Below are 14,058 nucleotides of genomic sequence, written 5' to 3'. Positions count from 1 at the left end.
GGTGCTGGTGGCGGTCGGGGAAACGGCGCGCGGGAGAGGGTCAGGCCATGCCGAGCTCGCGGTCGATGAAGGCGAAGACGTCGTCGGCGGACGCCGAGTCCAGGCGCTCCACCACCGTCACGGTGTCCCCGCCCTGTTCCAGCTTCGCGAGCAGGGTCCGCAGGCGGGTGGTCACGTGGCCGGCCGCGATCTCCTCGGGCGCGGCGGTCGCGACGGCGACCTCCAGGCGGTCCAGCCCGGCGAGCAGCGTGTCGGCGGGGCCCGCGTCGTCGCCGACGAGCTCGGCGAGCAGCACCGCGACGAGCGCCTGCGGCGTCGGGTGGTCGAACACGACGGTCGCGGGCAGCCGCACGCCGGTCGCGGCGGCCAGCCCGTTGCGCAGCTCGACGGCGGTCACCGAGTCGAAGCCCAGGTCCTTGAATGCCCGCGCGGCGTCGACCTCGGTCGAGTCGCCGTAGCCGAGCACGGCGGCCACGTGCCCGCGCACCACGTCGAGCAGCACGGCCCGGCGCTCGCCGTCGGCCAGCCCGGCCAGTCGCGCGGCCAGCCCGTCGCCGTCGGAGGTCGGCTCGGCGGGAGCGAGCGCGGCGCGGGCGGCCGGGATGGTGTCCAGCAGCGGACGCGGCCGGGCCGACGCGTAGGTGGGCGCGAAGACGGCCCAGTCCAGGTCGGCGACGACGGTGTGCGCCTCTCCGCGGTCCAGCACGCCTTGCAGCGCGGTCAGCGCGAGCTTCGGGTCCATCGTCCGCACGCCCCGGCGGGCCAGGTGCGCGCCGACCTCGCCGGACGCCATGCCGTCACCGCCCCACGAGCCCCACGCGACGGACGTGGCCGCGAGGCCCCTGGTGCGGCGGTCGTGCGCGATGGCGTCGAGCGCCGCGTTGGCCGCCGCGTAACCGACCTGGCCGCCGGAGCCCCACACCGCCGCGCCCGAGGAGAACACCACGAACGCGTCCAGCTCCCGGTCGGCCAGCAGGTCGTCCAGGTGCCGCGCGCCAACCACCTTGGCCCGGCCGACGTCGGCGAAGTCGGCCACCCCGGCGCCGTCCACACCGGACTCCAGGTGCGTCGAGCCCGCGGCGTGGAACACGGCGGTCAGGTCCGGCAGGTCGGCCAGCAGGCCGGCCAGCGCGTCCCGGTCCGCGACGTCGCACGCCACGACCTCGGCGCGGCCGTCGAGTTCCGCGAGCAGCCCGGCGATCCCCGGTGTGTCGGGACCGCGCCGACCGGTGAGCACGACGCGGTCCGCGCCACCCGCCACGAGCCAGCGGGCCACGTGCGCGCCGACACCGCCCGTGCCGCCGGTGACCAGCACGGTCCCGCGCGGTGTCCACGCCTCGCGGCTCGGCGGCGCGGGAGCGGGCACCAGCCGGCGGGCCAGCGCGCCGCCCGCCCGCAGCGCCACCTGGTCCTCCGGGCCCGTGAGCACGCCGAGCAGCTGCGCCACGACGTCGTCGGACACCTCGGCGGGCAGGTCCACCAGCCCGCCCCAGCGGTCGGGGCGGTCCAGGCCGAGCACGGTGCCCAACCCCCACAGCGCGCCTTGGAACCGGTCGGCGAGCCGCTCGGCGGCGTCGACCGCGACAGCCGCCGACGTGCCGAACCACAGCGGCGCGGTGACCCGCGCGTCGTCCAACGCCTGCACCAGCGCGAAGGAGGCCGCCACCCCTCGGGACAGCGCGCCGAACAGCGGGTGCGGCCGGGCGTCCAGGCCGAGCAGCGACAGCACGCCGTCGACGGTCTCGCCCGCGAGCGCGGTGCGCAGCCGAGCGGCGATCAGGTCGCGGTCCTCCCCGTCCACCTCGACGGGCACCACCCGCGCGCCACGCGCCTCGAAGCCCTCGACCACCGCCCGGCACCGCTCGTCGCCGTGCGGCGCTTCGGGTACCACCACCAGCCACCGGCCGGGCAGCGCGGCTCCGGTCGGCACCGGCAGCCACTGCACCCGGTAGCGCCAGGAGTCCACGGTGGACTGCTCGCGCAGCCGCGCGCGCCACGCCGACAGGGCGGGCAGCACCCGGCCCAGCGCGTCCTCGTCCACGGCGAGGTCGGCCGGGAGCGAGGCCGGGTCGCCGCCCTCGACCACGGCCCAGAACGCCGCGTCGGCCGGGTCGGCGGCGGCACGCGGCTCCTCGGTGAGCCAGAAGTGCCGGTGCTGGAACGCGTAGGTGGGCAGCCGCACGGGACGCGCCCCGGGCAGCAGCGCCGCGAAGTCCGGCGACACGCCGCGCACGTGCAGTTCGGCGACCGACCGCAGGAACCGGTCGAACCCGCCCTCGTCGCGGCGCAACGTCCCGGCGGCCACGACGGGCTGCTCGCGGCCGTCCAGGGTCTCGCCCACGCTGGGCAGGAGCACCGGGTGCGGGCTGATCTCGACGAACGCCGAGTGCCCCTGCGCGGCCAGCGACCGCACGGCGTCGGCGAAGCGGACCGTGGAGCGCAGGTTGGTGTACCAGTAGCGGGCGTCCGGCTCGCCGCCGCGCACCCACTCCCCCGTGACGGTGGACAGCATCGGCACCTCGCCCGCCTTGGGACCCACCGGGCCGAGGTCGGCCAGCAGCCGCTGCTCGATGTCGCCGACCTGGGCGGAGTGCGAGGCGTAGTCCACGTTGACCCGCTTGCACCGCACGCCCAGCGCGGTCAGCCGCGCGGCCAGCTCGTCCAAGGCACCTGGCTCGCCCGACACCACGACCGACGACGCGCCGTTGTCCGCCGCGACCGACACGCGGTCGCCGAAGGGCTCCAGGTGCGGCACGACCCCGGCGGCCGACAACGCCACGGACAGCATCCCGCCGCGCCCGGCCAGGCTCTCCCGGATCGCCCGGCTGCGCAGCGCCACGACGCGGGCGCCGTCCTCCAGCGACAGGTGCCCGGCCACGACGGCGGCGGCGATCTCGCCCTGCGAGTGACCCACCACGGCGTCCGGCCGGATGCCGTGGTGCGCCCACAACGCGGTCAGCGACACCATGACCGCCCACAGCGCCGGTTGCACGACGTCGACCTGGTCGAGCGTGGGCGCGCCCTCCTCGCCGCGCGCCACCGCGACCACGTCCCAGTCGACGAACGCCGACAACGCCCGCCCGCACTCGGCCATCCGGGCGGCGAACACCGGCGAGGTCTCCAGCAGCGCGGCGGCCATGCCCGCCCACTGCGCGCCCTGCCCGGGGTAGACGAAGACGGTGCGGCCCTCGACGTCGGCCGTGCCGGTGACCACGGCGGGCGAAGGGGTCCCGGCGGCGAGCGCGGACACCCCGGCGGTCAGCTCGGCGGTGTCGCGGCCCAGCACCACGGCCCGGTGCTCGCGCGCGGCGCGGGTGGTGGCCAGCGACCACGCGACGTCCCGTGCGGGGAGGTCCGTGCGGGTCAGGTGGTCGTGCAACCGGGCGGCCTGCGCCGTCAACGCGCCCGCGGTGTGCCCGGAAAGCACCCAGGGCACCACGACAGCCGGTTCCGGGTCGCGCTCCTCGGGCGCCACGTCGGGCGCCTGCTCCAGCACGACGTGCGCGTTGGTGCCGCTGATGCCGAACGACGACACGCCCGCGCGCCGCACCCGCTCCCCGGCGGGCCACGGCTGCTCCTCGGTCAGCAGCGCCACGTCGCCCGCGCTCCAGTCCACCTCGGTGGACGGCTCGGTGACGTGCAGGGTCCTGGGCAGCAGCCCGTGGCGCAGCGCCAGCACCACCTTGATCACGCCCGCGACGCCGGCCGCCGCCTGCGAGTGGCCGAGGTTGGACTTCAGCGAGCCCAGCCACAGCGGGTGCTCGCGGTCCTGGCCGTAGGTGGCGAGCACGGCCTGCGCCTCGATGGGGTCGCCGAGCCGGGTGCCGGTGCCGTGCGCCTCCACCACGTCCACGTCGGCGGGTTCGAGGCGGGCGTCGGCCAGCGCGGCGCGGATGACCCGCTGCTGCGACGGCCCGTTGGGCGCGGTGATGCCGTTGGACGCGCCGTCCTGGTTCACCGCCGAACCGCGCACCACGGCCAGCACCTCGTGCCCCAGCCTCAGGGCGTCCGACAGCCGCTCCAGCACGACCACGCCCGAGCCCTCGGACCAGCCCGCGCCGTCCGCGCCCGCCGCGAACGACTTGCACCGGCCGTCCGGCGCCAGCGCCCGCTGCCGGGAGAACTCCAGGAACGTGGCCGGGGTGGCGATGACCGTCGCGCCGCCGGCCAGCGCCAGCGACACCTGGCCGGACCGCAGCGCCTGCACCGCGAGGTGGATCGCGACCAGCGAGGACGAGCAGCCCGTGTCGACGGTGAGCGCCGGTCCTTCCAGGCCGAGGTGGTAGGCCACCCGGCCGGAGACCATGCTGCCCGCGCCGTAGCTGTTGGGGTAGTCGTGGTAGACGATGCCCGCGTAGACGGCCGTGCGGGTGCCCTTGAGGTCCGCCGGGTTGATGCCGGCGTGCTCCAGCGCCTCCCACGAGGTCTCCAGCAGGACGCGCTGCTGCGGGTCCATGTCGGCGGCCTCGCGCGGGCTGATGCCGAAGAACGCCGGGTCGAACAGCGGCGCGCTGTGCAGGAACCCGCCGCGCCGCACGTAGGTCGTGCCCTGGTGCTCCGGGTCGGGGTGGTAGAGCGCGTCCACGTCCCAGCCGCGGTCGGCCGGCATGTCGGACGTGGCGTCGCGGCCGTCGCGCAGCAACGCCCAGAGGTCGTCGGGCGTGGCCACGTCGCCGGGGTAGCGGCAGCCGAGGCCGACCACGGCGATCGGCTCGGCCGCCCGGTCCTGCGCCTCCTTGAGCCGTCGACCGGTCTCGTGGAGGTCGGCCGTCACCCGGCGCAGGTACTCGCGGAGCTTCGCTTCGTTGGACATCGAACCACCGTTCACGAGTTGCCAAGCTTGTCGTCGATGAACCGGAAGAGGTCGTCGTCGCTGCCGTCCTCCAGCAGGGCCGCGACCACCTCGCCCGTGCCGTTCGCCCCGCCGGCGAGCAGGGCGCGCAGCCGCCGGTCCACCAGCGCGCGCACCTCGTCGTCCAGGTCCGCGCCGAACGCGGCCTCCAGCCGGTCGAGGTCGTCGAGCACCGACCGGCCGGTGTCCGGCGCGAGCTCGCCGCGCAGCACCTCGGCCAGCGCGAGCGGGGTGGGGTGGTCGAACACCAGGGTCGCGGGCAACCGCAGACCGGTGTCGGCGACCAGCGCGTTGCGCAGCTCCACGGCCGTCAGCGAGTCGAACCCGAGATCGCTGAACGCCCGTTCGGCGGCCACCAGGGCCGCCCCGCCGTGGCCGAGCACACCCGCGACGCGCTCGCGCACGAGTTCCAGCAGCAGGTCGCGCTGGTCGGCCTCGGTGAGCCCGGCGAGCCGGGCGGCCAGGTCGTCGGCGTCGCCGGAGCGCGCCGGCGCGGCGTCCTCGGCGAGGGCCGCGCGTGCCTCCGGGATCGCGTCCAGCAGCGGGCGTCGCCGCGACAGCGCGTAGGTCGGCGCGAACACCGCCCAGTCCAGGTCGGCGACGACGGTGTGCGCCTCGTCCCGGTCCAGGACGCCCCGCAAGGCGGCGATCGCGGTGTCCGGCGCCATGACGCGCAGGCCGAGCCGGGCCAGCCGGTCCTCCTCGCCCACCGCCATGCCGCCGCCCGCCCACGAGCCCCAGGCCACCGACGTGCCGGTCAGCCCGCGTGCCCGGCGGTGCCGGACCAGCTGGTCCACCAGCGTGTTCGACGCCGCGTAGCCGACCTGGCCGCCGGAGCCCCACACCGCCGCGCCCGAGGAGAACACCACGAACGCGTCCAGCTCACGGTCGCCGAGCGCGGCGTCCAGGTTGAGGGCGCCGACCACCTTCGCCCGGCCCGCTCCGGCGAGGTCCGCCCCGGTCAGACCGTCCACACCGGACTCCCGGGTCAGGGTGCCCGCCGCGTGGAACACCGAGGTCAGGTCGGGCAGCCCGGCCAGCAGTCGGGCGACCGCCCGTTCGTCGGCCACGTCGCACGCCACGGCTTCCGCGCGGTCGCCGAGCTCGGCCAGCAGCCCGGTCACGCCCGGGGTCTCGGCGCCGCGCCGCCCGGCGAGCACCACGCGGTCCGCGCCGCCGTCCACCAGCCAGCGGGCCAGGTGCGCACCGACGCCACCCGTGCCGCCGGTGACCAGCACGGTCCCGCGCGGGCGCCACTCGCGCACCGCCGGTCCCTGCGGCGCGCGGACCAGGCGGCGGCCGAACGCACCGGACCGGCGCACGGCCACCTGGTCCTCCTCGCCGGCGGCCAGCACGGCCACCAGCCGGTCGAGCACCCCGGCGGCGGCGGGCGTGTCGGCGGGCAGGTCGACCACGCCGCCCCACGTGCGCGGCCGGTCCAGCCCGAGCACCGTGCCGATGCCCCACAACGCCGTCTGGCGCAGGTCGCCGGGCCGGTCGAACCGGTCGACGGCCACCGCGCCCGCCGTGGCGAACCAGACCGGCGCGGTCACGCCCGCGTCGTCCAGGCCCTGCACCACGGCCACGGCCGCGGCGACGCCGAGCGACAGGCCGGGTGAGAGCGGGTGCGGCCGGTCGTCCAGCGCCGACAGCACCAGCACGCCCGCCGGCTCCAGCCCGCGCACCCGGTCGGCCACGACGGCGCGGTCGGTGTCGTCCGGGACGCGCACCACGGTCAAGCCCCGCCCGGCCAGGCCGTCGGCGACCGCGTCGACCCGTTCGTCGTCCGGGCCGGCGACCACCCACGTACCCTCGGCGCGGCGGTCGGCCAAGTGCACCGAGCGCCACTCCACCCGGTAGCGCCAGGAGTCCACCGCAGACTGCGCGCGCAGCCGATCCCGCCACGACGACAGCGCGGGCACCACCTGCGCCAGCGCCGCCTCGTCCACGGCGAGGTCGGCGGACAGGTCGGCCAGCCCGCCGTCCGCCACGGCCGCCCAGAACGCGTCGTCCTGCCCGGTGCTCGCGGCGGACCGCTCGGGCACGTCGATCCAGTGCCGGGTGCGCTGGAAGGCGTAGGTCGGCAGGTCCACCCGGACCGCGCCGCGCCCGCCGTGCACGCGCGCCCAGTCCACCGGCCCGCCGGTCGTGAACACCCGGCCCACGGCGGTGGTCAGCGCCACCACCTCGTCCCGGTCGCGCCGCTGGGCGGCGATCAGCACGCCGTCGACCCGAGCCGCGCCCGTGAGCACGCCGTCCGGACCCACCTCCACGAACCGGCGCACCCCCTGCGCGGCCAGCGCGGTCACACCGTCGTGGAACCGGACCGCCTCCCGCGCGTGCCGCACCCAGTAGTCGGCGGTCACCAGGTCGCCGCCCTCCGCGAGCGCGCCGGTCACCGTCGAGACGACCGGGATCGACGGCGGCGCGAACGAGATCCCGTCCAGCACCTGCCGGAACCCGGCGAGCATCGGCTCCACCAAGGGCGAGTGGAACGCGTGGCTGACCGGCAGCCGCTTGGCCCGCCGATCACCCATCGCGGCCACCACCGCCTCGACGTCCGCCTCCGCGCCGGAGACGACCACCGAGGTGGGTCCGTTGACCGCCGCGAGCCCGACCGCGCCCGTGAGCAGTGGCCGCACCTCGTCCTCGGTGGCCTCCACCGCGACCATCGCGCCGCCGGCGGGCAACGCCTGCATCAACCGGCCGCGCGCCACCACCAGCCGGGCGGCGTCCGCCAGCGGGAAAACCCCGGCGACGTGCGCGGCGGCGATCTCGCCGATCGAGTGGCCCGCCAGGTAGTCCGGGGTCACGCCCCACTCGGTGAGCAGCCGGAACAACGCCACCTCGAACGCGAACAGGGCGGGCTGGCTGAACTCCGTGCGGTCGAGGACCGCCTGGTCGTCGCCGAGCACCACCTCGGCCAGCGACGTGCCCAGCTCGCCGTCCAGCACGGCCACCACGTCGTCGAACGCCTCCCGGAACACCGGGAACGCCGCGTGCAGCCGTCGACCCATGCCGATGCGCTGCGCGCCCTGACCGGTGAACAGGAACGCGGTCGGGCCGTCGACGGCGGTGTCGCGGCCGGCCAGGGCGCGCAGCCCGGCCACCAGCTCCTCGGTGGACGCGCCGACCACCACCGCCCGGTCCTCCAGCGCCGCGCGGGTGGCGCCCAGCGACCACGCCACGTCGACCGGTCGCAGGTCGGCCGCCCACGTGGCGAGCCGTTCGGCCTGCGCCCGCAACGCCTCGGGGCCGCGCGCGGACAGCGGCCAGGCCACCACGTCGGTCGCCACCACGTCGGGATCGACCGGTGCGGGGGCGGGCGCGGGCACCTCTTCGATGATCACGTGCGCGTTGGTGCCGCTCACGCCGAACGACGAGACCCCGATGCGGCGCGGGGTCTCCCGCGCGGGCCACGGGACGGCGCCGGTCAGCAGCTCCACCCGGCCGGACGCCCAGTCCACGTGCCGGGAGGGCTCGCCGACGTGCAGGGTCTTCGGCAGCAGCTCGTGGCGCAGCGCCAGCACCGACTTGATCACACCCGCCGCGCCCGCCGCCGCCTGCGCGTGGCCGATGTTGGACTTGATCGAGCCGACCAGCAGCGGCCGGTCCCGGTCCCGGCCGTAGGTGGCCAGCAGCGCCTGCGCCTCGATCGGGTCACCCAGCGTGGTGCCCGTGCCGTGCGCCTCGACCGCGTCCACGTCGGCGGGCGTGAGCCCCGCGTTCGCCAACGCCTGTCGGATCACCCGCTGCTGCGAGGGGCCGTTCGGCGCGGTCAGACCGTTCGACGCGCCGTCCTGGTTCACCGCCGAACCCTTGACCAGGGCCAGCACCTCGTGGCCGTGCCGCCGCGCGTCCGACAGCCGTTCCAGCACCAGCAGTCCCGCGCCCTCGGACCAGCCCGTGCCGTCCGCGCTGTCGGAGAACGGCTTGCAGCGGCCGTCCGGCGCGAGCCCGCGTTGGCGGGAGAAGGCGACGAACGGTGCGGGGGTGGCCATGACGAGCACGCCGCCCGCGAGCGCGAGGGAGCACTCCCCGTTGCGCAACGCCTGCGCCGCCAGGTGGATCGCCACCAACGACGACGAGCACGCCGTGTCCACCGACACCGCCGGACCTTCGAACCCGAACGTGTAGGAGACCCGGCCCGACAACACCGCGGAGGACGTGGCGGTCGCCAGGTAGCCCTCGACCCCTTCGGGGGCGTGGTCCAGCAGGTCGGCGTAGTCCTGCCCGCCGGTGCCGGCGAACACGCCGACCTGCCCGCCGCGCAACGACTCCGGTGTCATCCCGGCGCGTTCCAGCGCCTCCCAGGTCAGTTCCAGCAGCACCCGCTGCTGGGGGTCCATCGCGGTCGCCTCGCGCGGCGAGATGCCGAAGAAGCCGGGGTCGAACAGCGCCGCGTCGTGCAGGAACCCGCCTTCCCGGACGTAGCTGGTGCCGGGCGTGGTCGGGTCGGCGTCGTAGAGCGCGCGGGTGTCCCAGCCGCGGTCGGTCGGGAACGCGGTGATCGCGTCCACGCCGCCGGCGACCAGCTCCCACAGCTCTTCCGGGGAACGGACGCCGCCGGGGTAGCGGCACGCCATCGACACGATCGCGATCGGGTCGTCGGTGACCGCGACGGGCGCGGGACCGACCGCGGCCGGCTCGGCGCCGACCAGCTCCGCGTCCAGGAACCGGGCCAGCGCCACCGGCGTCGGGTGGTCGAACACCAGCGTCGCGGGCAGCCGCGTGCCCACCGCCTCGCCGAGCCGGTCGCGCAGTTCCACGGCGGTCAGCGAGTCGAACCCGAGGTCGCCGAACGACCGGCCGGGCTCCACCCCCGAGGCGTCGTCGTAGCCGAGCACGGCCGCGACGTGGTCGCGCACCAGGTCGGTGAGGGCGCGGTGCCGCTCGGCCGCCGACAGCGCGGCCAGCCGCTCGGCGAGCGCGGACACGTTCGGCGCGTCGGCCGCCCGGTCCAGGGCGAGCAGCTCCCGCACCTCCGGCAGGTCGTGCAGCAGGGGGCGGGCGCGGGCCGCGCTGTAGGTGGGCGCGAACCGCTCCCAGTCCAGGTGCGCCACCACCAAGTGGTGCTCGTCGTGGTCGAGGGCTTGCTGGAGGGCGGCCACCGCCGACGCCGGGTCCATCGGCGGGATGCCGTGCTTGCGCAGCTCGTCGCCGAGCGCGTCCTCGTCGACCATGCCACCACCGCCCCAGGTGCCCCAGGCGACGGAGGTGACCGGCAGGCCACGTCGGCGGCGCTGGTGCGCGAAGGCGTCCAAGTGGGCGTTGGCGGCGCCGTAGCCGGGCTGACCGGCCGAACCCCACACCGCCGCGCCGGAGGAGAACAGCACGAACGCGTCCAGCTCGCGGTCGGCGAGCAGCTCGTCCAGGTGCCGCGCGCCGGCGACCTTCGCCCGGCCCGCCGCCACGAAGTCGGCGAGGTCCAGGTCGGCCAGGCGGGCTTCGGCCGGCAGCACGCCCGCCGCGTGCACCACGGTGAGCGGCCCGTCCGGCGGCAGGTCGGCGACCAGCGCGGCCACCGCGTCCCGGTCCGCCACGTCGCACGCGGTCAACGTCACGGTCGTGCCGAGGGACTCCAGCTCCGCGGCCAGCTCCCGCGCGCCCGGGGTGTCCGCTCCGCGCCGGCCGACCAGGACGAGGTGCCGTGCGCCCCGGTCCGCGAGCCACCGCGCCACGTGCGCGCCGACCCCGCCGGTGCCGCCGGTGACCAGAGCCGTTCCGCGCGGGACCCAGGCGCGCTTCGGGGCGCCGGTCAGCGGTGCGCGTACGAGCCTGCGGCCGAGGACGCCCGCCGCTCGGACCGCCACCTGGTCCTCCGCCCGGTTGGCCAGCACGTCCACCAGCCGGTCGAGCAGCGCGCCGTCCCACCCGGCGGGCAGGTCGGCGAACCCGCCCCAGGTCAGCGGGTGGTCCAGGGCGAGCACACCGGCCAGTCCGAGGAGCGAGCCCTGGGCGGCGGAGGTGATCTCCTCGCCCGGGTCGGCGGCCACCGCGCCCGAGGTGACCAGCCAGGTGGGCGCGGTGACGTGCGCGTCGCCCAACGCCTGCACGGCCAGGACGGTCCGCGCCACGCCCTCGGTGATCGTCGCGTGCACCGGGTGCGGGGTGTCGTCCAGCGCGGTCAGCAGCACGACGCCCGACAGGTCCGCCAGCTCCCGCCACCGGTCGGCCAACTCGTCCCGACCGGCGTCGACCGGCAGTTCCAGCACGTCCGCGCCGCGTGCCGCGAGCCGCTCGGCCACCGCTGCCGCGCGCGGCTCGCCCGCGCCGGACAGGACCAGCCACCGCCCGGTCAGCGGCGCGCCGGAACCACCGGCGGTCGGCTGCCACCGCACGCGGTAACGCCACCGGTCGAGTTCCGCGCGTTCCCGGCCGCGTTCCCGCCAGGAGGCCAGCGCGGGCTGCACCCGTGCCACGTCCTCGCGGTCCAGGCCCAGCAGGTCGGCCAGGTTCGCGTCGGCGACGGCGGCCCAGAACTCGGCGTCCTCGGCGGCGGTCGCCGACGTGGCGGCCTCGCGGGTCGGCACGACGGTCGACTCCAGCCAGTAGCGCTTGCGCCGGAACACGTGCGTGGGCAGCTCGATCTTCTTGCCGCCGGGGTGCACCGCGGTCCAGTCCGGCGACGCGCCGTGGACGTGCAACCGGGCGACGGCCGCCGCGAACGCCGCCACCTCCTCGCGGTCCTCGCGCTGGGTGGCGGCGAGCACGACCGCATCGGGTTCCAGGAACGACCGCGCCATACCGGTGAGCACACCGGCGGGTCCGACCTCCAGGAACCGGGTCACGCCGCGCGAGACCAGGGCCTCCACCGCCGCGTGGAAGCGCACCGCGCGGCGCGCGTGCCGCACCCAGTAGTCGGCGGTCACCAGGTCACCGTCCTCGGCCGGAGCACCGGTCACCGACGACACGACCGGGATCGCGGGCGCGCGGTACTCGACCTTCTCCGCGACCCGCCGGAACTCCTCCAGCATCGGCTCCATCAACGACGAGTGGAACGCGTGGCTGACGGACAACCGCTTGGTGCGCCGATCACCCAACCGCGCCACCACCGCCTCGACCTCGGCCTCGACGCCCGACAACACCACCGATGTCGGACCGTTCACCGCCGCGACGTCCACCCCGTCCACCAGCAACGGCAACACCTCTGCCTCGGCCGCCTCCACCGCGACCATTGCCCCGCCCGAGGCCAACTCCCCCATCAACCGACCACGCGCGACCACCAACGAACACGCGTCCTCCAACGAGAACACCCCGGCCACGTGCGCCGCCGCGATCTCACCGATCGAATGACCCGCGACAAGATCCGGCCGAACACCCCACGACTCCAACAACCGGAACAACGCCACCTCGAACGCGAACAACGCAGGCTGCGCGAACTCCGTCCGATGCAACACCTCGTCCTCGACCACCTCGACCAAAGGCCGCGACAGCAACGGGTCCACCACCGCGCACACCCCGGCGAACGCCTCACGGAACACCGGGAACGCCCCACCCAACACACGACCCATGCCCAACCGCTGCGAACCCTGACCCGTGAACAAGAACGCGGTCAGGCCCGACCGCACCACGCCCGCTTCCACCCCGGCGAGCCGATCACCCGCCGCGATCGAGCGCAGCCCCGCCACCAGGTCGTCCCTCGTCGAGCCCACCACCACCGCACGGTGTTCCAAGGCATCCCGGGTCACGCCGAGCGAGTAGGCGATGTCCACATCGGACGCCGGGTCGGCGGCGGCGAAAGCCGCCAGCCGGGCGGCCTGGGCGGCGAGGTCGTCAGCCGACCGACCGGACACCGACCACAGCCGCACGGGCGGCTCCACGACCTCGACCGGCTCCTGAGCGGGCTCCTCGACCGGGGCTTCCTCGATCACGGTGTGCACGTTCGTGCCGGAGATGCCGAACGACGAGATGCCCGCCCGGCGTGGCCGGTCGCCCGCCGGCCAGGGACGTGCCTCGGTCAGCAGCGCCACGTTCCCGGCCGACCAGTCGACCTGGTCGGTGGGCTCGTCGGCGTGCAGGGTCCGGGGCAGCAGGCCGTGGCGCATCGCCATGACGACCTTGATCACGCCGGCGACGCCCGCCGCCGCCTGCGGGTGGCCGATGTTGGACTTCACCGAGCCCAGCCACAGCGGGTGCTCGCGCTCCTGGCCGTAGGTGGCCAGCAACGCCTGCGCCTCGATCGGGTCACCCAACGTCGTGCCCGTGCCGTGCGCCTCCACCGCGTCCACCTGGGCGGGCGAGAGTCGCGCGTCGGCCAGGGCGGCCCGGATCACCCGCTGCTGCGCCGGGCCGTTCGGCGCGGTCAGGCCGTTCGACGCGCCGTCCTGGTTCATGGCCGAACCGCGCACCACGGCCAGCACCTGGTGCCCGTTGCGCCGCGCGTCGGACAGCCGCTCCAGCACCAGCAACCCCACGCCCTCCGACCAGGCCGCGCCGTTGGCGCCCTGACCGAACGAGCGGCAGCGGCCGTCCGGTGACAGCGCTCGCTGCCGGGAGAACTCGACGAACAGCTGGGGCGTCGCCATCACCGCGACACCACCCGCGAGCGCCAGCGAGCACTCACCGCGGCGCAACGCCTCGGCCGCCAGGTGGATCGCCACCGACGACGACGAGCACGCCGTGTCCACGGTGACCGCGGGCCCCTCCAGCCCGAAGGTGTAGGCGACGCGGCCGGACGCGATGCTGCCCGACGTGGTGCTGTCGGCGTAGTCGTGGTGCATCAAGCCGGTGAACACCCCGGTGGAGCTGCCCCGCACGGACGACGGCGGGATGCCCGCGCGCTCGAACGCCTCCCAGGCCACCTCCAGCAGCAACCGCTGCTGGGGATCGGTCTCCAGGGCGTCGCGCGGGCTCATCCCGAAGAACACCGGGTCGAACTCCGCCACGTCGTGCAGGAAGCCGCCCTCACGGGCGTAGGTCTTGCCGGGCGTGCCGGGTTCCGGGTCGTACAGCCCGTCGACGTCCCAGCCCCGGTCGGCCGGGAACGCGGTGATCGCGTCCACGCCGCCGGCGACCAGCTCCCACAGGTCCTCGGGGGAACGGACGCCGCCGGGGTAGCGGCACGCCATCGACACGATCGCGATCGGCTCCTGCTGCCGTGCCTCCAACTCGCGCACGCGCCTGCGGGCTTGTTGGAGGTCCGCCGTGGCCCGCTTCAGGTAGTCGCGGAGCCTGTCGTCGTTCGCCATCGGTCTGGTCCACCC

At 75.9% G+C, this 14,058-nt stretch carries 2 protein-coding genes; both read right to left on the bottom strand.

Annotated elements, in window-relative coordinates; genetic code table 11:
• Positions 1 to 40: 40 nt before the first annotated feature.
• The gene (locus ACQPYE_RS18180) at positions 41 to 4,828 is read right to left on the bottom strand and encodes a type I polyketide synthase (RefSeq protein WP_498722555.1); all 4,788 of its coding nucleotides are present in this window, start codon (positions 4,826 to 4,828) and stop codon (positions 41 to 43) included.
• On the bottom strand, positions 4,825 to 14,043 hold the full coding sequence (locus tag ACQPYE_RS18175; protein WP_498722554.1) for a type I polyketide synthase: 9,219 nt from the start codon (positions 14,041 to 14,043) through the stop codon (positions 4,825 to 4,827). The genes ACQPYE_RS18180 and ACQPYE_RS18175 overlap by 4 nt, the downstream gene beginning before the upstream one ends.
• Positions 14,044 to 14,058 lie beyond the last annotated feature (15 nt).

This window comes from Actinosynnema sp. CA-299493, from assembly GCF_050946825.1.
Lineage (GTDB): Bacteria > Actinomycetota > Actinomycetes > Mycobacteriales > Pseudonocardiaceae > Actinosynnema.
This window is presented reverse-complemented; position numbering and strand designations above follow the sequence as displayed.

Coding starts and splice junctions, on each gene's coding strand:
- ACQPYE_RS18175 (WP_498722554.1), bottom strand. CDS start 14,043: ATGGCGAACGACGACAGGCTCCGCGACTACCTGAAGCGGGCCACGGCG.